Consider the following 20462-nt stretch of genomic DNA (forward strand, 5'->3'; position numbering starts at 1 on the left):
ATTATTTTTCTGTTCTGCCACGATTTGGCATTTAGCGCGAATACCTTTGCAAAAAACAGAAGGTATGAACAAGACACCGGCATGGAAAGAAAAAGCGTGGAAAGCCAAATGCCACGAGGGATATGCGGAAGTATCGTATGAAGACGTATGGTCTTTGGACACACGTTTGGCAAGGATTATCGCCAACCATCTTCGGGCTTTCTTGAAGGCAGAAAAAGGGTCATACGGCGGTACACCGGGCAACATCATTGAAAAGCATGGAGAAGACAAAGGCTATGCGGAATGGCTGAACATCATCCGCAAGATGATTTATGCTTTCGAGGAGTACCAGCGTACAGACCAATGGAGCGAGGAAGATGCGGAGAAGCGGAAACGCATCCGTGAAGGCATGAAACTCTTCATCGACCATTACGGAGATTTGTGGATATAATAATTTTAATTTTTTGCAATATGACATTCAAAGATTTATTGGAACAATTCAGTTTTGACGAGATAGCCCCGGCGTTCAAAACTTTGTGGCAACGGAATGCGCCGGAACAGGCCGCACGACTTGACATGGAGGGCTGGCGAAAAATCTATCATTCGATACAGGAGATAAAACCGGTGCATTCCCCTTACTATATCCGTTTGGGGTATCGTTGGGAGGGTTGCATACCAATGGTGGACATGAACTGTTCTGTCTATGCAAAAGAAGACAATGCACTATGCTATCCCCTCTCGAATCACTCACATTGGGCAGAAAGTGTCGGTATGGAAATCGTAATAGGGGAAGACGTAAAAATCGCTCCGAAAGAGTTGGTTGCCGGATTGCTTTGGGAAATCACATACTATGGCGGTACGGAGGCGATGTCGAATGAAAATCAGGAACGTTTTTTTAATCGGAGTAGGAATGCCAATAAATAAACGAAGGGTATTTACCGCCATACTAATCGGATTGGCTATGGCCGTTGTGCTTTATTACATCGTCCACTCGTGTGGCGGCATGTCAGAAGAACGGTGGATAAGAATCTTTTAATTATCATTAAAATGGAAACAACCAACGAAATCTTTTTCAGCGAGCATGGATTGACCTCTACTTCGGCATCCCATCTGGCGGATATCGCACAAGAAGTCATAGCCGGTTGTGAGGCAAAACTGAAAAATTTGACCTTTGTCACTACAAAAGTCGATATTGTAGGCTCTGCTTCCGAATCGGGCAAGACCGTCAACATCGGCTATGATGAAAAAATGTTGGAGCAAGTGCGCCCGCTTTTGGAGGAAATTTCTTCTATGAACGCTTTCTGCGCTTGGATGAGGGAAGCGGTCAAAGCCAAAGACAAGGAACTGAAACGGGTTGCCAATCAGACTTTTGAGGAATGGTGTACAGACAAAGGGATTGAACTCCCTTCCAAACCGAAGTATCCGGAAGAGACCAAGGAAGCGGATATAATTTCGCTGCTGAACATCAAAGAACGTAACCGTTATTTCCAACTGGAAGCCGTGGCCGCTACCATTGGCAAATATATTCATCCGGGCGGCGCGTTCTCTGCTGCCCGTGAAGAATTGCAAAATAAAATGGTGAAACCTTATAGCACGGACGGCAATGGGAAAGACACGCTGATTTATGCGCATACTCCATCCGTAAACCCGCAAAAGGTGGAAGACGTGTTCTTTGAACTTCAGAAATGGCATCGCCAAAATGAACGTGAGCTGAACAGGATGAAGTTTGCCATCAAGAAACAAGCGGAAAAGAAGACCTTGGAGGACATCCAGCAATTCAAGCAGGCATTGGAACAGGAGAAACAGCGTCACATGCAGCTTTTTACCCAATACAAAGAGTGGCAATTGGAAGAACGGGAACGTATTTCCCGCTTGAAGATTGTGGTGCCGGAAGCCTTGCAAGATACTTATGAGAGATTGAATAAATTGGAAGAATAAAACAAGGTGTTGTGAACCTGCTTCTCAATGGAAGCTAATCATGGCTTTGATGGAACGGGAGCTGTCAGTCCTATTGTGTGTGAAAAGTACGAAGGTACAAGGTATGTCAAATAAAAAAAACGGCGGATGTAGCTAATGCCTGCATGATGCACATCCGGTCTGAGCCTTTGCCGTAGTCTTTGTCTGTGTCTTGATGTTCCGGAATGGACATCGTTCGGACAGCTCCGTTCCTAACTTGAAATATCTGGTCTGTATATGGAATCATTAAGAAATGCGATACAACATCCCAAAGAACCATTCACTCTTGTTGAGAAAATTAAGATATGCCTGTTGTCTGTCTTTTTGTGTATAGGTCTGATGGCTCATATTTGTATGAGAATGTTAGGAATAAGAAAAACATCAGCTTGTCATCCAATGTCTCTTGTCAGATTGTTTGGGAATAAACGGAGGAATTAGTGTCATCCGTTATTCAGGTTGCCCGACTTCGGAGGTGCAACCAGCGGCAAGGCTTTCGGGGAGTAACCCGAAAGGTTTCGAGTAACTCGAAACATACCTTGCTGCTGCCACTTTTCGGCAGTAACCGAAAAGCCTTCGGGTAACCCGAAGGACACCTTGCTGTGCTTTTGAGAGCACAAGAAATCCGTCAATAAACGGATTTGAACAAGTGTTGTTATTTCGGCTTTCAAAGCATCGTTTCCCGATGCCCAAGCTGCCCAAAAGAAGAAAGGGAATAGGGCGGTGTGTAAGCCTGCACCTTATTGAGATTACAGGGAACAAAGCCGGATTTTCATCCTTCTGAAAAACAGACAATAGTGTCAATTCGATGTCGATATGTGCCAATCACAGCCCAAACTGACATTAGACTAATAAGGAAATGCTATTTTGAGCAAATACATCCTCGCTTGTTCACAAACTCAGCGAACCAATGGTTTGCAAAATCTACGATGAACAGAACCGGACAACCAAGAAAGTAATCCAATGCAGATAGGAAGCAACATAGTTTCAATGATATGCTGGTTTGCTGTCGTGCTGTTGTGCTGGTTTACAACAGCGAAACTTCAAATAAAAGTTTCATCAATGGGGCGCGGATTTAGAGGAGTAGAGTTCAGAGGAAGTAAATCGGTGGTACAATGAGTTCGCCTTTCAATGTGGCGATATCAAAATTCTTTCTAATACAAGAAAATGTGTATATTTGCAGACATAATAATCTCGAATACGTGAAATATTAATCAGACAATAAAGGCGAATAGGTGAATTATGAAAAGAAAGATATATGATAAACTGTTGGAATGGAAGAAAAACCATAAGGGTGATACTGCCCTTTTGATAGAAGGAGCCAGGCGTATAGGGAAAAGTTATATCGTGGAAGAATTTGCACGCAAAGAATACGAGTCTTACATTCTGGTGGACTTCAGCAAGGTAAATCCTCAGGTAATGGAGTTTTTCAACCTTTATCTGGATGACCTCGATATGCTTTTCATGAGTCTGGAACTTTACTTCAGGCGGAAACTTACTCCCCGCCAGACGAAAGGCGAGGAAGCCCGTTCCTTGGTCATATTCGACGAAGTACAGTTCTGCCCCCGTGCCCGTGCAGCCATCAAGCACTTGGTTGCAGACAGGCGTTATGACTATATTGAGACTGGCTCGCTTATTTCCATTAAGAAGAATGTCAAGGACATCATGTTGCCATCCGAAGAACATGCCATTGAAATGTTTCCGATGGACTTTGAGGAATTCCTGTGGGCAATGGGTGATGAAATGCTGATGTCTTACATCCGGATGCGGTTTGACAAACGTCTTCCGATGGAGGCTTTCCACCGCCGGGCAATGGACTATTTCCGGCAATATCTGATTGTCGGAGGAATGCCACAGGCTGTACAGAAATATGTGGAAACGCGGGATTTTGAAAAGGTAGATGAGGTGAAGCGCGATATATTGGCTCTTTACCGCAATGACATCCGCCAATATGCGGACAATCAGGAAACAAAAGTTGCCGCTATCTTTGAGGAGATTCCGGGGCAATTGCAGAAACACGAAAAGAAGTTTGTCTTATCCGCATTGCAGAGTGAAGCCCGTATGCGTGATTATTCACAGGCTTTCTTTTGGCTGAGTGACGCTAAAATAATTAACTGTTGTTATAATTCGACCGAACCGAGTATCGGCTTGAAACTGAATGAAGAACGTACAACGCTGAAATGTTATATGGGTGATACCGGGCTGCTCATCAGCCACGCCTTTGACGAACGTGGAATCGTAAGTGCGGACCTTTACCGTAAACTGATGTTTGACAAGCTGGAAGTAAACGAAGGTATGTTGGTGGAGAACATCGTGGCGCAAATGCTTCGGGCGACAGGACACAAACTCTACTTTTTCAGCAACAGTTCCCGGACATCAGCCGAAGACCGTATGGAAATTGATTTCCTGATAGCCAAACCTATAACGACCAGCAGGCATAATATTTCCCCCATAGAGGTGAAGTCCGGGCAACGTTACACACTGAATTCATTGAGAAAGTGCATAGCCAAGTATGGCTCCCAGTTATCCACACCCTACGTGCTTCACGACAAGGATGTGAAAACAGAAGATGGCATTGTGTACCTACCTTTATATATGACACCGTTGCTTTGAATGATATGGGAAAACAGCTTACATACCAAGAACTGTTGGCGGCATACAACAAACTTCTTATGGAAAATGAGCTTCTTCATAAGGAGGTAGACAGACTACAGTCTTTGCTCTGCAGCAAAGGTACTCACTTGACACAACCCATTATAAAGCGACATTTGTCTTTGGAAGAAAAAGTGGATGTGTTCCGCAATCTCTTCAAAGGACGTGAGGATGTATTCGCGCGGAGATGGTACAGCCGGACAAGCGGAAAATCCGGCTACCAGCCTGTATGTCGGAACGAATGGGATAGGCAATTGTGTGACAAGAAAAGATATAAATGTACGGAATGCCCCAACAGGGCTTTCAAGCCCTTGGAGTATGAGGATATCTATCGACATCTTGAAGGGAAGAGTTCGGACGGGCAGGATGTAATCGGTGCCTATGCCATTCTTGCCGACAATACGTGTAACTTCCTGTGCGCGGATTTTGATGACAAGTCATGCGAACATGGATACAAGAAAGATGTGTTGGCGTATGTCGGGGTCTGCAAGGATTGGAATGTTCCTTGCTCCATTGAACGCTCCCGTTCCGGGAACGGCGCACATGTTTGGATGTTCTTTGAACAGCCGTTGCCTGCATCCAAGGCACGAAGGCTTGGAAATACGATATTGACGGAAGCGACAGAAAGATACGGAAGGATGGACTTCAAATCATACGACCGTTTCTTTCCTAATCAGGACAGGTTGCCAGAGGGTGGTTTCGGGAATCTGGTGGCGTTGCCATTACAAGGGAAAGCACGCAAAGAAGGAAACAGCGTATTTGTAAACGAGAATTTTACAGTTTACGAGGACCAGTGGGACTATCTACTTCAGATAAAACGGATTTCCGAAACAATGATTGATGCAATATTGGCTAAACATAGAACAGATTCTGATTTGGGTGAATTGTCCACTACCAGTGAATCCAAACCGTGGGAGACTCCGGTACCTCAGAAAATCACTCCTAACGATTTTCCTGCTAATCCTAATTCTCATACGTTCCAATATGCTATACATCCCTTTGTCTGGGTTTTCCGCAAGAGCAATCAACCATCTGAAACGGATTGCCTCATTCAAGAATCCGGAGTTTTATGCCAGACGAGGTATGCGCTTGTCTACTTACAACATTCCCTGTATCATTTCCTGTGCCGATATGGAAGAGGATTACATCACCCTGCCCCGTGGATGTGAAGATGCGGTTGTTGCTCTTTTGGAAAGCAACCAAATCACCTACCGGATAGAGGATAAGACCAATCATGGAGAGAACGTAACCGTAAGGTTTAAAGGCGAATTCCGTGAAGAGCAGAAAGCAGCCATAGCCAGTTTGACAGCACATGACAACGGGGTATTGAATGCCACTACCGCATTTGGAAAAACGGTTACGGCTATTGGCCTACTTGCTGAATGGAAAGTAAATACGCTGATACTTGTACACACTAAAGCTTTATTGGACCAATGGAAATCCCGTTTGGAAGAATTTTTGGAAATAGACTTTACGGAAGAAGATACTCCAAAGAAACGTGGCCGTAAAAAAGCCTTTTCACCGTTCGGTACATTGGATTCTAAGGGAAATTCACTGCATGGGAAAATAGACATTGCCTTGATGCAATCCTGTTTGGAAGACAACGGGGTGAAATCTTTTGTTCGGAATTACGGAATGCTGATTGTGGACGAATGCCATCATGTATCAGCTGTGAATTTTGAACGGATATTGAAGTATGCCAATGCCAGTTATGTCTATGGACTGACAGCTACCGCAATCCGCAAGGACGGGCACCAGCCTATTATTTTCATGCAATGCGGCCCTATCCGCTATTCGGCAGATGCAAAGGTCCAAATGACCTCCCAAACATTCACACGCCTGCTTGTTCCCCGCTTTACTTCTTATAGAGAGTTGACGGATGAAAAGTCCACTTATGCCCGGATGGTTCAGAAAATGGCTGATGATGAAAATAGGAACGGACTTATAATAGAGGATGTATGCGTGGCTCTGAAAGAAGGGCGTTCACCAGTTGTACTGACCAACCTCACCGCCCATGTCGAAACATTAGCAGGCGCGTTAATACCACACTGTAAACATGTCATTACTCTTGTCGGTTCCGAATCGGCAAAGGAGAAACGTCAGAAAATGGAATACTTACAAGACATATCATTATCGGAACCGCTTGTTATAGTGGCAACCGGAAAATATGTGGGTGAGGGTTTCGACTATCCCCGGTTGGACACTTTGTTCTTGGCATTGCCTGTCTCATGGAAAGGTCTCATCGCGCAATATGCCGGACGGTTGCATCGGGAATACCCGGGTAAGAAAGAAGTCCGGATTTACGATTACATTGACATTCGCGTACCGATGTGTGATGTCATGTACAAGCGTAGATTGAAAGGATATGCGTCTGTCGGCTATCAGATTAAGTCAAACGCGCCAATAGACTTGTTCAACGAAAGTCAAAGCGTTATTTTTAATGGACATACATACCAAAGTGAATTTTTCAAGGATTTACACCAGGCAAAGCGTTCGGTTGTCATTTCCGCTACAAAACTTTGGTTTGCCAAGCACTCTTCCGTACTTGAGATGCTAAAAGAACTATCGGCGCGGGGTGTGGAAGTTGTCGCTTTTATCAAAAGTAATTTGGAAAAAGAGGAAAAGCTAAAAGGCATAGGAGCAAGTATTAGGATTAATGACACATTGGCTATTGACGTTGCAATCATTGACAAATCCCTGATATGGTATGGCAATATTAACTATCTTGGTTACAACACAGATGAAAACAATGCCATACGTATTTATGATTCAGCTTTGGCAGAGAATGTTTTGGAAGTGCTTTATACGTAACGCTAAATTTTCTCTATTTTTCAGAGGAATAACTTTGGTAATAAGGGATAAAAACACTACTTTTGCAAATGAGAGAAGCGTTCTTTTGATTAGTGCAGAACATTGTAGAATATAGAAGCCCGCTGGTTTCCATATCGTTACCTGTTAAGCTGATAATCTTTGTAAGTTTCTTGTTTTCAATGAGTAAGAAGAATTGATGTGTCTTGACGCGTGAAAGCTGATTTTCTTGGTGATGCCGCATTCCTTTATCATCTTTCCCATACGCTTGCATATTGACCAATAGTTGAGATTGGGAAATACAAGATTGTTTTCCTGAAAAGCCTTGTAACGCTCGATTATCTGCAAGGGAATATCCAGCAGCTTTACCTGAAACGGTACACCCGTCTTGTGTCGTTTGGAAATAATCCATTTCTCACCGTTCACTTCCACAATCTGGTCATTGTTTAATTCCTTTATATCCACGAATGACAGGGCGGTAAAACTGGCGAAAACAAAAATATCACGGAGATAGGAGTTCTTAGGGTCTTTGAACTGAAATTCCATTAATGTTTTCAGCTCATTCTCCGTCAGATATTCACGCTCTTTCGTGTTCGGGCTTATATGGAACTGGGCAAACGGATTTCTCGGTATATGTCCGTTGAAATGCGCTCGCATCACCACACCTTTCAGCCACATGCAGTTTTCCCATATCGAACCGTTGTGAAGTCCGGCTTCGTTGGACAGGAACACGGCGAACTCCTTGATGAAGTCGGGCGTAAGTTCAGGCATGGAGATGTCGTTCCGCTTGTAATGTGACCTGATGAATGCCGCCACATGGTTTCTTGCCCGTACCCTTGCCATATAGGTAGCCCTGACCCTGTCTTTTCCGACACGCTTCTTGAACACTTCATTTTCCTTGTCAAAAGCACCGAGCAACGTTTCATACTCACCGCCCAATCCCTGATAGGCATTGCGTACCATTTCTGCCGTTACATACGCTTCACGGTCGGATATACGCTGGTAATGCTTGATGATTTGAGCCTTGATGTTGTCAAGCGCAAGATTGGTTTCCCTCGCTTCCATACTCTTGCCCTTTGCCTTGTTCCCTTTGGCATCCCAAAGCTCTTTCGGGATAGTCCGCTTGCAGCTGAACTGTGCTACCGTTCCGTTGATTGTAACCCGTCCCATGATGGGGACAATTCCGTTCTTTTCCTTACTGCCGTTCACGTAGAACAGCACCTTGAATGTGCTTCTTGCCATACTCGTTTCTTTTTGGTTGCAAAACTATAAATCAACAAGTTACCTATTGATAAGTAAAGCTGCGCAGAACGCCGCAAAATGAAACAGGGACTGTTAAATCTGCACTTTCATCGGGTAATGATTAGGAAACCGTTCTTTTGCTTTAATCTGCTTTAAGACGATTTTCAACTGTCTGCCCAACTTCTGCGTTTTTCCTCTAACTCCCTAATTATCAAATCCTGTTGCGTTAATCTGCTGCAAATCGGCGGATATTCCGGAGATTTTCCGTAAGTTTGTCGAAACCAAGATTTGATTGAATGATGAAAACAACCGATATACTTGAGAATTTGAAAATAGAACAGTTGAACCCTATGCAGGAAGCCGTGGGTAGGGCATATGGGGAATGCAGAAGTCTGATTGTCCTTTCGCCTACGGGTTCGGGAAAGACGCTGGCATTCCTCCTGCCGCTGGTACAACGCTTGTCGGCTTCGACGGAAGAGGTACAGGCTGTGGTGCTGGTGCCATCGCGCGAACTGGCGTTGCAGATCGAGGGTGTGTTCAAGGCCATGAACACGGGCTTCAAGGTGATGAGCTGCTATGGTGGGCGTCCGGCCATGGACGAACACCGCACGATGAAGAGTCTGAAGCCGGCGGTCATCATAGGAACGCCCGGCCGTATGAACGACCACCTGCATAAGGAAAATTTCGGAGTAGCGCAAATCAAGACGCTCGTGATCGATGAGTTCGATAAATGTCTGGAGTTCGGTTTTCAGGAAGAGATGGCCGAAGTGGTGGGCCAGCTGCCCCGGCTGGAGAAGCGAGTGTTGCTCTCGGCTACCGATGCCGAAGAAATTCCTCAGTTCACGGGAGTGGAAGAAGGGGATAGGGGAGTGGTGAAACTCGATTTTCTGGAAGGTGAAGTCGTTTCTTCCCGTCTGAACCTGCAACAGGTGCTTTCTCCTCAAAAAGACAAGCTTGAGACCCTTTATCGGTTGCTTTGCACCGTAGCCCATAAGCCGACACTCGTGTTTGTTAATTATCGTGAGAGTGTGGATCGTGTGGTTTCCTTCCTGAAGTCGAAGAAGTTTCCTTGCGAAGCCTTTCATGGCGGCATGGAGCAGCCCGACCGCGAACGGGCGCTCTACAAATTCCGTAACGGCAGTTCGCCTGTGCTGGTATCGACCGACCTGGCTGCCCGCGGACTCGACATTCCCGGCATCGAGAATGTGGTCCACTACCACCTGCCCGTTAATGAAGAAGCTTTCACGCATCGCAACGGACGTACGGCCCGATGGGATGCCACCGGCTCGTCGTTCCTGCTTCTTCATGCCGAAGAGCGTCTGCCTGAATATATCCATCAAGATGTTCCCGTTTTCGATTTACCTGAAGAAACACCCAAACCCGTCAAGGCTCGTTGGACAACTTTATATATAGGTAAAGGAAAAAAGGACAAGCTGAATAAGGTGGACATCGTAGGTTTTCTATATAAGAAAGGTGGGCTGTCGCGCGAGGATGTCGGTCAGGTCGACGTGAAGGATCACTATGCCTTTGTGGCCATCCGTCGCAGTAAGGCCAAACAGGTGCTTTCTTTGGTTCAAGGTGAAAAAATCAAGGGAATAAAGACGCTTATTGAAGAAGCGAAGTGATTTTGGAAGCTGTTTTAACTTACATTTTGTAAAGTAGATATTGGAATATTTCCCGGAAAATAAGTGTGAATTTTACATTTTGATACTTCTTTACCCTGATTATTGCTATCTCTACATAACAAAATAGTGTATTTATTGTGTGTAAAGCAATAAAATGGAAAGCATTTTGCCCTGAAAAGCGAGAAATTGGATAGAAAAATTTGGATTATAGAAATAAATCCGTAATTTCGCCTTGTCGAAAGACATAAATAACGCATCGTATAACCAAAACTTTGTTACAATGAAAAAGCATAATTTCAGTGCAGGACCCTCCATCCTTCCGCGTGAGGTCATCGAAGAAACAGCTAAAGGTGTATTGGATTTTAATGGCTCCGGACTTTCCGTTATGGAAATCAGCCATCGTTCCAAAGATTTTCAGGCCGTGATGGACGAAGCAGTTGCTTTGTTCAAGGAATTGCTGAATATCCCTGACGGTTATTCCGTCCTGTTCCTCGGTGGTGGTGCCAGTACCCAGTTCTGCATGGTTCCCTATAATTTCCTCGAAAAGAAAGCTGCTTATCTGAATACGGGCGTATGGGCCAAGAAAGCCCTGAAGGAAGCCAAAGGTTTTGGCGAGGCTGTAGAAGTGGCCAGCTCGGCAGAAGCTACATATACCTATATTCCGAAGGATTATACCATCCCGACAGATGCCGACTATTTCCACATCACGACGAACAATACTATCTATGGTACGGAAATCCTGAAAGACATTGACTCTCCCGTGCCTTTGATTGCCGACATGTCGTCCGATATCTTCTCTCGTCCGATCGACGTATCCAAATATACTTGTATCTATGGCGGTGCACAAAAGAACCTGGCTCCTGCCGGTGTGACCTTCGTTATCGTGAAGAACGAGGCTGTAGGCAAGGTTTCCCGCTACATCCCGACCATGCTGAACTATCAGACACACATTGATGGTGGTTCCATGTTCAATACGCCTCCCGTACTGCCCATCTATTCGGCCATGCTGACTCTTCGTTGGATCAAGGCTCAGGGTGGTGTGAAGGAAATGGAGCGTCGTGCCATTGAGAAAGCCAACATGTTGTATGCCGAAATCGACCGCAACAAGCTGTTTGTGGGTACGGCTGCCAAGGAAGACCGTTCGCGCATGAACATCTGTTTCGTGATGGCTCCCGAATACAAGGAACTGGAGGCTGACTTCCTGAAGTTCGCTACCGAAAGAGGAATGGTGGGCATCAAGGGTCACCGTTCGGTAGGCGGTTTCCGTGCTTCTTGCTACAACGCCATGCCGAAGGAAAGCGTACAGGCCTTGATCGACTGCATGCAGGAATTTGAGAAACTCCATTAATTCAAATAAATCAATTGTTGTTCACCACAGATTGCACAGATTACCACAGATACTCTTATGGGATGATGGCTGTGATGATGGGTGTATTCTGTGGTGAATTCTTTTTCCAACCATTTAAAACACTATAGTTATGAAAGTATTGGTAGCAACCGATAAGCCGTTCGCCAAAGTGGCTGTCGACGGTATCCGTAAAGAAATAGAAGCAGCCGGTTACGAACTGGCTTTATTGGAAAAATATGGCGAAAAGGCTAAATTGCTGGAGGCTGTGGCCGATGCAGATGCCATTATTATCCGTAGCGACATTATCGATGCTGAAGTGCTCGATGCCGCCAAGCAACTGAAGATTGTGGTACGTGCCGGTGCTGGTTACGACAACGTGGATTTGGAAGCCGCTACGGCTCACAACGTATGCGTGATGAACACGCCGGGCCAGAACTCCAACGCCGTGGCTGAGCTGGCATTCGGTCTGATGGTGATGGCTGTACGCAATATGTACAATGGTACTTCCGGTTCTGAGCTGAAGGGTAAGAAGCTAGGTATTCATGCCTATGGCAACGTAGGTCGTAACGTGGCACGCATCGCCAAGGGCTTCGGTATGGATATCTATGCTTACGATGCTTTCTGTCCGAATGAAGTGATCGAGGCCGATGGTGTGAAGGCGGTTGCCAGCGCTGAAGAGCTTTATTCGACTTGCGACGTCGTTTCTCTGCACATTCCTGCTACGGCTGAGACGAAGAACTCCATCAACCATGCCCTCGTAGGCCGTATGCCGAAGGGTGGTTTGCTGGTGAACACAGCCCGCAAGGAAGTCATCAACGAAGCTGAGCTCATCCAACTGATGGAAGAGCGTGCTGACCTGAAGTACATGACCGACATCATGCCTGCTGCTCATGAAACGTTTATGGCCAAATTCGCAGGTCGTTATTTCTCTACACCGAAGAAGATGGGTGCCCAGACCGCCGAGGCCAACATCAATGCCGGTATCGCTGCCGCCAAGCAGATTGTCGGCTTCCTGAAAGACGGTTGCGAGAAATTTCGTGTGAACAAGAAATAATAGTAATTCAGATTTCAGAAACTGTAACATGGCAACAATCAAACCATTCAAAGGCATCCGTCCACCACAGAATCTGGTGGAGAAAGTTGCATCACGCCCCTATGACGTGTTGAACTCCGATGAAGCTCGTGCCGAGGCCGAAGGCAATGAGATGTCCCTCTATCACATCATCAAGCCCGAGATAGACTTTCCTGTAGGTACCGACGAGCACGATCCGCGTGTCTATCAGAAAGCTGCCGAAAACTTCCAGATGTTTCAGGACAAAGGATGGCTGGTGCAGGACGAGAAGGAAAACTATTACATCTATGCCCAGACGATGAATGGCAAGACGCAGTTCGGTCTGGTGGTAGGTGCATACGTGCCCGACTACATGAACGGTGTCATCAAGAAGCACGAGCTGACCCGTCGCGACAAGGAGGAAGACCGCATGAAGCACGTCCGCGTGAACAATGCCAACATCGAACCCGTGTTCTTCGCCTATCCCGACAACAAGACGCTCGATGCTATCATTGCCCGCTATACGGCACAGAAACCTGTTTATGACTTTATCGCTCCGGGTGATGGTTTCGGACATACGTTCTGGATCATCGACCAGCAGGAGGATATCGACGCCATTACACGCGAATTTGCCAAGATGCCTGCCCTCTACATTGCCGACGGACATCATCGTAGCGCTGCCGCTGCCTTGGTGGGCGCCGAGAAGGCCAAGCAAAATCCCAACCATCGGGGCGACGAAGAGTATAACTACTTCATGGCCGTCTGCTTCCCTGCCAACCAGCTGACCATCATCGACTACAACCGCGTGGTGAAAGACCTGAATGGACTGACGCCGGCGCAGTTCCTCGAAGCGGTGGGCAAGAACTTCACGGTGGAAGAAAAAGGTACAGACATCTATAAACCTGCGTGCCTGCACAATTTCTCCCTCTATCTGGACGGCAAGTGGTATAGCCTGACCGCCAAGCCGGGTACTTATGACGACAATGACCCCATCGGTGTGTTGGACGTCACCATCTCCTCCAACCTCATTCTGGACGAGATACTCGGTATCAAGGACCTCCGTTCGGACAAGCGCATCGACTTCGTGGGCGGTATCCGCGGGCTGGGCGAGCTGAAGAAGCGTGTGGACAGTGGTGAGATGAAGGTGGCTCTGGCCCTCTATCCGGTCAGCATGAAACAGCTGATGGACATTGCCGATACGGGCAACATCATGCCACCCAAGACGACGTGGTTCGAACCCAAGTTGCGTTCGGGGCTCATCATTCACAAGTTGGAATAAAAGGTGCGGGGAGAAGATGTCCCCGCCAAGATAGATACGCCCTTTCCCGTGAAAAAGAAAACGGTGCTTTTCGGATACGAAAGCATTGTTTTCCTTAGTGGAAAAGGGCGTATTGTTTATTGTTGGTCCAATGTCTTTCGGGCGGCTTCGGCTCCACTTTGGATGATACGGCGGGCGTGGTGAAACTCCATCATGTCGTAGTCGTGGGCAGACATCCGGATGAGGATGTCGGGCTTGAAGCGTTCGATGTCGTAGCGGGTAATTTGCTGCATCATCAGGCGCGACGATTCGGCCAGGAGTTTGTAAGGGTTCATGCGGCGGCGTTTGCCGTTGTCGATGGGAGCATTGACATCGACGGCCACAAGCAGATCGCCTGATGTACGAATGGCGTGGCGCAGAGGCAGGGGATTGAGCAAGCCTCCGTCCACTAGTATGCGTCCTTCCGTGCGGACGGGACGGAACACCATGGGAATGGAGATAGAAGCACGAATGGCGTTGAATAGACTGCCAGAGGTGAATTTCACCTCCTGCTCGCTCACGATGTCCGTGGCCAGGGCGGCATAGGGAAGGGGGAGATTTTCGATGGGCACGTCGGGGACAATCTGTTTCAGTTCGCGGATGAAGCGGTCGCCCTTCACCAGGCCATCGCGGCTCAGGGTGAGATCGGCCAGCTGGAACATTTTGCGTTTGTCCCAGCTACACAGCCATTCTTTGCATTCGGTCATCCGTCCTGTGGCATACATGGCACCCACCATGGCTCCCATGGAGCTGCCGGTGATGGAGGCGATTTCGTAGCCGTATTCCAACAGGGTTTCTATCACACCGATGTGTGCAATGCCACGGGCGCCGCCCATGGAGAGTACGAGGGATATTTTCTGTTTCTCCATAAATTTACAATAAACAATGTATAATATAGAGAGGAACGTTCAGAAACGTTCGTCGTTGCGCCGTTCCTCATTGGCTTTTTCGGGTTCGGTCTTTTTCAGTCGTGCGCCGCAATACTTGCAGTAGAGGGCTTCGAAGTCGTGACCGTCACGGTGGCAACGGGGACAGCGTCGCTTCTCCAGCTTCTTATGTTCGCTTACCATCGTAGCCGAGACAATGCCCGTAGGGACAGCTATGATGGTGTAGCCGATGAGCATAATGACGGCCGAGAGGAAGCGGCCCACGGGGGTAACGGGCGTGATGTCGCCATAGCCGACGGTCGTCATGGTGACGATGGCCCAGTAGATGCTGTTGGGAATATTGTTGAATTGAGAGTTGGGGGCATCGCCTTCGATGGCATACATCACCGTGCCCATGGACGTGACGAGGATGAGCACGAAAAAGAAGAAGATGAAAATCTTCGGTGCACTGATCCATAGCGACCGCAAAAGCAGGTTGCCTTCGTTGATGAAGGTAAAGAGCTTGAAGATGCGGAAGATGCGGATGAGGCGGAAGGCACGGATGACGAGCAGATAGTGTGTGCCGTGCAGGAAGAAGCTCAAGTAAACGGGCAGCGTGGCCAGCAGGTCGACAATGCCGAAGAAGCTGAAGATGTACTTTCGCGGCTGCTTCAGGCAGTACACACGTGCCAGGTATTCGATGGTGAAGAACAGCGTGAGCACGTACTCCACGACCCTCAGCACCAGGTATGCCGAATGGGGGAAGATGTGCATACTTTCCAGGATGACGAGCAGCACGCTGAGCACGATGCTGCCAATGAGTATGATGTCGAACAGTTTGCCTTTGGGCGTATCCGATTCGAATACGATGGAGTAGATTTTCTGTTTCAGTTCTTCGTTGTGCAGGAAGTGATGCCAACGTTGGTGTAGGATGGAGAAGTATTTCATCATGCTTTTTGCTTGGTTATTGTATGGCAAAGTTAGCAATAAATATGAAATAAGCCCGCACGGTTCATCACGAATGGTGCGGGCTTCAGGTTGACTTCATAATAAATTGGTTTATGAAGAGAGAGTAGATTTAGTTAACACGGTATTAGAGATGCTTTTATTGGTCAGCTCCTCCACCCAAAGCATGGTAGAGGTTGATGACTCCCTGTATTTCGCTGTAGCGGTCGGATGCCAATGTCAGTTGGGCCGAGAGAAGTGATTGGCGGGCGGTGAGCACTTGCAGATAGTTCACCGTACCATATTGCATCAGCAGGCGGGTATCCGAAACGGTGGTTTCCAGCTGCTTCACTTGCTCCATGTCCAACAGAATCTGTTCGCGGGCTGTCTGCCATTGGATGAGGGCATTGTTCACCTCCTGCCCGGCATCGAGTAGCGACTGTTTGAAGGCCAGTACCGCTTCCTCTTGTTGAGCTTTGGCTATTTTCAGATTGGCAATGTTTTGTCCACGATTGAAGAGTGGCTGTACGAGAGATCCCACTGCCTGCAGGAGCCAGGCACCTGGATTGGTGATGGCTGCTCCGCCACTATTGGTCCATCCTGCACTTCCACTTAGCGTGATACTGGGGTAGAAGGCCGAGCGGGCGGAATTGGTCGCATAGAAGGCTTGCATCAGCGAGGCTTCAGCCTGGCGTACATCCGGACGGCGTGACAGCAGTTCGATAGGCAGGCCTACGGACATACGGTCGGGGAATTGCTGGTCGTTCAGTGTGCCTCGCTCGAGGCGGTGAGGAACTTCGCCGATAAAGACGCATAAGGCGTTTTCCTGCTCGGCTACCTGTCGCTGGAGTGAGAGGAGCGACGATTCGGCACTGAGCCGTGATGCTTCGGCCTGGCTCAATGTAGCACGATCGGCTTCGCCTGCATTCATCAGGGCGTGGAGAGACTTGACATATTCACGCCAGCTTTCGGCTGTTTGCGTGGTGACTCTTACCTGTTCGTCGAGCATCAGCAGGGCATAGTAGCTGTCGGCTACGGTGGCTATGACTTGTGTCTGCATAGCCTGCCGGTAGGCCTCGCTTTCGAGCAGGGCGGCACGGGCGCCGCGTTTGGCGTTGGTTAGCTTTCCGAAGAGGTCGATTTCCCACGAGGCAGAACCTCCCAGCGAGTAGGTCTTCTGCGTCTTGCTTCCGTCGAAGCTGGAGAGATTTCCTTGCGGGTCGAGCTGCAGGGATGGCAGGTAGGCTAGCTTGGACGACATCAGGGTGGCCTGTGCTTCCTTGACACGCAAGGCAGCTGTCTGCAGGTCGGTGTTGGCCTCCAGGCCACGGTGTATAAGCGACTGGAGACACGGGTCGGTGAACAGTTCCTCCCATCCCAACGAGGCGATGGACGAGGCTGTGTCGGGAGCGGCGTCGGAACGGTAGAGGCTGTCGGCCTGTACTGTACCCAAGTCGGGCCGTTCGTATTTGTTATATATGCCGCAACCGGTTGTCAGTACGGACAGGGCGGCTATCAATATCTTTTTCATTCTCTTTTTCTGTTATGGTTTGTATAATTGTCAGTCTTCCTCGTGTTTGCGGGCAGGCATCAGTCTCTCCTGCAAGGTCTGGAAGACAATGAACAGTGTGGGCACCACGAAAAGCAGCGCCAATGTTCCGACGATCATTCCGCCTACGGTTCCTACACCTAGGGAGATGTTACCGTTGGCTCCGGCACCCGAGGCAACAACCAGTGGAAACAGACCGATGATCATCGTAAGGGCTGTCATCAGGATGGGACGCAGACGGACGCCTGCTGCCGATACGGCTGCTTGTGCGATGGTCATGCCCTGACGGCGGCGGGCTGAGGCATACTCGGTCAGAAGGATGGTTGTTTTGGCCAGCAGGCCGATTAGCATGATGAGACCTGTCTGCATGTAGATGTTGTTTTCCAGTCCCCACATTTTGGCGAAGAGGAAACTTCCCATCAGTCCAAACGGTACACTCAACATGACGGCCAGCGGTACAAAGATGCTCTCGTACAGGGCGCAGAGGATGAGGAAGACGAAGATGATGCAGATGGAGAAAATGATAACCGTGTTGCTTCCGCTTCCGGCCTCTTCACGCGTGATACCACCGAACTCGTAGCCGTAGCCTACGGGCAATGTCTCCTTGGCCACTTCGGCAATGGCGGCAATGGCTTCACCCGTACTGTAACCGTCGGCCGGAAGTCCGTTTACCTGAATGGAACTGTAGAGGTTGAAACGGGTAAGAGTTTCAGTACCATATACCTTGGTCAGATTGACGAATTGGCCGATGGGGGCCATCTCACCCGACGAGGTACGTATGAACATATTGTTCAAGGCGTTTTTGTCCAGACGATAAGTCTTGTCAGCCTGTACCATGACGCGGTAGAGTTTGGAGAAACGATTGAAATTGGACGAATAGTTTCCGCCGATGAAGCCCGACAGAACGCTAAGCACATCGGTAGTCGTAACGCCTGCACGTTGGCATCGGGCGGCATCCACTTCGACGGTATATTGCGGGAATTTTGTGTCAAATGAAGTATAGGCCATCTGGATTTCGGGACGCTGGTTCAGAGCAGCGATGAAATCCGTGGTATATTTCTGTAATGTGTTGATGTCGCCACCTGCACGGTCTTGTACATAGAGTTCGAAGCCGTTTCCCATACCGTAGCCCATGATGGTCGGTTGGGCAAAAACGAAGAGCTTAGCCGATTTGATATTGGCTGTGCGACGGTAAATCTCGCTGATGACAGCGTTGATGTTGTCTTGGCTTTTTGTCCGTTCGTCCCAGGGTTTCAGTTTGATGATGAGCATACCACCTGACGGTGCCTGTCCGCCCATCATACTATAGCCGCTGACATTGGAGTAACGGGATATCTGGGGAATGTCTTTGATACATTTCTCGACTTCGGACATGGCTTTGATGGTCTGCGAGAGACTGCTGCCCGGAGGAGTGGTGACGTTCATAAAGATACAGCCCATGTCTTCCTCGGGGACCAGACCAGTCTTGGTCGTTTTCATCAAGACCACCAGCAAGGCGATACTGGCTACCAGTGCAGTTCCTACTATCCATTTGCGACGGAAGAACCACTTTACTCCACCTTTGTATCGAAGAATCAGACGGTTGAACGAAGCTTCGAAAGCCTGGTGAAAACGGGAAGAAAAACTTAGTTTCTGGCCGGTAGAGGTATCGATGTGCGGTGTCATGATCAGGGCACACAAGGCAGGACTCAGGGTAAGGGCGTTGATGGCTGAAATGCCCACGGCAACAGCCATAGTCAAACCAAACTGCATGTAGAAGGTTCCGCTGGTGCCTCCCATGAACGAAGAAGGAATGAACACGGCCATAAATACCAGTGATGTGGTAACAATGGCAGCTGCAATGCCGTCCATGGCGCCCGTCGTGGCTTTATAAGGTGAACGGACACCTTCGTCGAACTTGGCCTGTACCGCCTCGACCACTACAATGGCATCGTCAACTACCGTACCGATGACCAACACAAGCGCGAAGAGTGTCAACAGGTTGAGGCTGAAGCCGGCTATATAAAGGAAAGCAAACGTACCTACCAGCGACACGATGATGGACACAGCAGGAATGATGGTGGAACGTACACTTTGCAGGAAGACATACACAACGAGGATAACGAGGATGATGGCTTCAATCAAGGTCTTCACCACTTCGTTGATGGAGGCGTCGAGGAAGTCCTTCGTACTCATCAGGTCGGTCAATACCAATCCTTTTGGCAACTCTTTGGCTATTTCTGCAGTCAGTTTGTCGATTTCTTCAATGATTTCGTTGGCATTGGAACCGGCTGTTTGCGAAATCATACAAGTGGCACCCGGATGACCGTTGATCTCACTGTTGTAGGCATAACTTTGGGCACCAAGTTCAACTTTAGCAATATCCTTCAGACGGAGTACTTCACCGTTTGAGAGAGATTTGATAACGATGTTGCCGAATTCTTCAGATGTCTCGTATCGTCCGCGGTATTTGAGGGTGTACTGATAGGTGTTTTCCGAATCCTCACCCAGCGTACCGGTAGCAGCTTCTACATTTTGGTCACCTAGAGCACTGATAACGTCGTCGGGTACCAGCGAATACTGAGCCATGACTTGGGGATTGAGCCAGATACGCATCGCGTAGTCGCCACCCATCACGTTCACATTACCTACACCAGTGATACGTGAAAGACGAGGTTCGACGTTAATCTTGAAATAGTTGTTGATGAATGTCTGGTCATAGCTGTTGTCGGGACTGTAGAGGGCCAGAATTTTCAGCATACTGTTTTGCCTTTTTTCTACGGTTACACCGATTTTGGTCACTTCAGCCGGCAAAAGACCCTCGGCTTCGGACACACGGTTCTTGGTGTTGATGGTAGCCATGTCGGGGTCTGTACCCTGCTTGAAGTAAACAGTGATGCTTCCCGAACCGTTGTTGGTGGCGGTAGAGGTCATGTAGGTCATGTTTTCTACACCGTTGATGGCTTCTTCCAGTGGGACAATGACACTCTTTTGTACGGTTTCGGCATTGGCACCTGTATAGCTGGTCGATACCGATACGGTAGGTGGTGCGATGTCGGGATATTGTTCCATAGGCAGATTGAACAGGCTGATGAGGCCCAGCATCAATATCAAAACTGATATGACGCATGCCAGAATGGGGCGGTCAATGAATGTTCTAAGTTTCAT

The 20462-nt window shown here is 48.2% G+C and carries 12 protein-coding genes and 2 pseudogenes; 9 read left to right on the forward strand and 5 right to left on the reverse strand.

Translation table 11 applies throughout. The features are described from left to right. Nucleotides 1-64: 64 nt before the first annotated feature. The 5 genes and pseudogenes from BQ8005_RS00980 to BQ8005_RS17875 all read left to right on the forward strand — a co-directional run bounded on the left by BQ8005_RS00980 (nt 65) and on the right by BQ8005_RS17875 (nt 7395). Nucleotides 65-430 (forward strand): hypothetical protein, encoded by a 366-nt coding sequence (locus tag BQ8005_RS00980; RefSeq protein ID WP_075316770.1) that lies wholly within the window; start codon nt 65-67, stop codon nt 428-430. Nucleotides 431-450: 20 nt separating this feature from the next. Beyond that, entirely contained in the window at nt 451-903 is a 453-nt protein-coding gene (locus BQ8005_RS00985; RefSeq protein ID WP_013616404.1) for a DUF6557 family protein, read from the forward strand. A 123-nt stretch (nt 904-1026) separates the two neighbouring features. After that, nucleotides 1027-1917: a hypothetical protein gene (locus BQ8005_RS00990; protein ID WP_013616405.1), complete on the forward strand. Its 891-nt coding sequence runs from the start codon at nt 1027-1029 to the stop codon at nt 1915-1917. Nucleotides 1918-3174: 1257 nt separating this feature from the next. Further along, nucleotides 3175-4545, forward strand: coding sequence for an ATP-binding protein (locus BQ8005_RS01000; RefSeq protein ID WP_075316771.1), 1371 nt, complete (start codon nt 3175-3177; stop codon nt 4543-4545). 5 nt (nt 4546-4550) lie between these two features. After that, nucleotides 4551-7395: pseudogene (locus BQ8005_RS17875) on the forward strand (TOTE conflict system archaeo-eukaryotic primase domain-containing protein). 198 nt (nt 7396-7593) lie between these two features. Here BQ8005_RS17875 and BQ8005_RS01010 read toward each other — a convergent pair. After that, nucleotides 7594-8634 (reverse strand): annotated as a pseudogene (locus tag BQ8005_RS01010) (phage integrase SAM-like domain-containing protein); the annotation flags it as partial. 299 nt (nt 8635-8933) lie between these two features. Here BQ8005_RS01010 and BQ8005_RS01015 point away from each other — a divergent pair. The 4 genes from BQ8005_RS01015 (at nt 8934) to BQ8005_RS01030 (ending at nt 13937) form a co-directional block, all read left to right on the forward strand. Then, nucleotides 8934-10259 (forward strand): DEAD/DEAH box helicase, encoded by a 1326-nt coding sequence (locus tag BQ8005_RS01015; protein WP_075318823.1) that lies wholly within the window; start codon nt 8934-8936, stop codon nt 10257-10259. 280 nt (nt 10260-10539) lie between these two features. After that, nucleotides 10540-11607, forward strand: a complete 1068-nt coding sequence (gene serC, locus BQ8005_RS01020; protein ID WP_075316773.1) for a 3-phosphoserine/phosphohydroxythreonine transaminase — start codon at nt 10540-10542, stop codon at nt 11605-11607. Between the two features lie 130 nt (nt 11608-11737). Continuing rightward, nucleotides 11738-12661, forward strand: a complete 924-nt coding sequence (locus BQ8005_RS01025; RefSeq protein WP_075316774.1) for an NAD(P)-dependent oxidoreductase — start codon at nt 11738-11740, stop codon at nt 12659-12661. Between the two features lie 28 nt (nt 12662-12689). Then, on the forward strand, nt 12690-13937 hold the full coding sequence (locus BQ8005_RS01030) for a DUF1015 domain-containing protein (protein ID WP_075316775.1): 1248 nt from the start codon (nt 12690-12692) through the stop codon (nt 13935-13937). 116 nt (nt 13938-14053) lie between these two features. Here the strand turns inward: BQ8005_RS01030 and BQ8005_RS01035 are convergent, their stop codons facing one another. The 4 genes from BQ8005_RS01035 to BQ8005_RS01050 all read right to left on the reverse strand — a co-directional run bounded on the left by BQ8005_RS01035 (nt 14054) and on the right by BQ8005_RS01050 (nt 20462). Beyond that, on the reverse strand, nt 14054-14824 hold the full coding sequence (locus BQ8005_RS01035; RefSeq protein ID WP_021847703.1) for a patatin-like phospholipase family protein: 771 nt from the start codon (nt 14822-14824) through the stop codon (nt 14054-14056). A 39-nt stretch (nt 14825-14863) separates the two neighbouring features. Further along, on the reverse strand, nt 14864-15769 hold the full coding sequence (locus BQ8005_RS01040; protein ID WP_075318824.1) for an ion transporter: 906 nt from the start codon (nt 15767-15769) through the stop codon (nt 14864-14866). A gap of 157 nt (nt 15770-15926) precedes the next feature. Beyond that, on the reverse strand, nt 15927-17297 hold the full coding sequence (locus BQ8005_RS01045) for an efflux transporter outer membrane subunit (protein WP_075316776.1): 1371 nt from the start codon (nt 17295-17297) through the stop codon (nt 15927-15929). 30 nt (nt 17298-17327) lie between these two features. Continuing rightward, nucleotides 17328-20462, reverse strand: coding sequence for an efflux RND transporter permease subunit (locus BQ8005_RS01050; protein ID WP_075316777.1), 3135 nt, complete (start codon nt 20460-20462; stop codon nt 17328-17330).

This window comes from Bacteroides togonis, from assembly GCF_900130135.1.
GTDB lineage: Bacteria > Bacteroidota > Bacteroidia > Bacteroidales > Bacteroidaceae > Bacteroides > Bacteroides pullorum.

Excerpts from the sequence above, each read along its gene's own strand:
- BQ8005_RS01050 (WP_075316777.1), bottom strand. The coding sequence starts at position 20,462 with ATGAAACTTAGAACATTCATTGACCGCCCCATTCTGGCATGCGTCATA.
- BQ8005_RS01035 (WP_021847703.1), bottom strand. The coding sequence starts at position 14,824 with ATGGAGAAACAGAAAATATCCCTCGTACTCTCCATGGGCGGCGCCCGT.
- BQ8005_RS01030 (WP_075316775.1), top strand. The coding sequence starts at position 12,690 with ATGGCAACAATCAAACCATTCAAAGGCATCCGTCCACCACAGAATCTG.
- BQ8005_RS01025 (WP_075316774.1), top strand. The coding sequence starts at position 11,738 with ATGAAAGTATTGGTAGCAACCGATAAGCCGTTCGCCAAAGTGGCTGTC.
- BQ8005_RS00980 (WP_075316770.1), top strand. The coding sequence starts at position 65 with ATGAACAAGACACCGGCATGGAAAGAAAAAGCGTGGAAAGCCAAATGC.
- BQ8005_RS01045 (WP_075316776.1), bottom strand. The coding sequence starts at position 17,297 with ATGAAAAAGATATTGATAGCCGCCCTGTCCGTACTGACAACCGGTTGC.
- BQ8005_RS00985 (WP_013616404.1), top strand. The coding sequence starts at position 451 with ATGACATTCAAAGATTTATTGGAACAATTCAGTTTTGACGAGATAGCC.
- BQ8005_RS01040 (WP_075318824.1), bottom strand. The coding sequence starts at position 15,769 with ATGAAATACTTCTCCATCCTACACCAACGTTGGCATCACTTCCTGCAC.
- BQ8005_RS01015 (WP_075318823.1), top strand. The coding sequence starts at position 8,934 with ATGAAAACAACCGATATACTTGAGAATTTGAAAATAGAACAGTTGAAC.
- serC (WP_075316773.1), top strand. The coding sequence starts at position 10,540 with ATGAAAAAGCATAATTTCAGTGCAGGACCCTCCATCCTTCCGCGTGAG.
- BQ8005_RS00990 (WP_013616405.1), top strand. The coding sequence starts at position 1,027 with ATGGAAACAACCAACGAAATCTTTTTCAGCGAGCATGGATTGACCTCT.
- BQ8005_RS01000 (WP_075316771.1), top strand. The coding sequence starts at position 3,175 with ATGAAAAGAAAGATATATGATAAACTGTTGGAATGGAAGAAAAACCAT.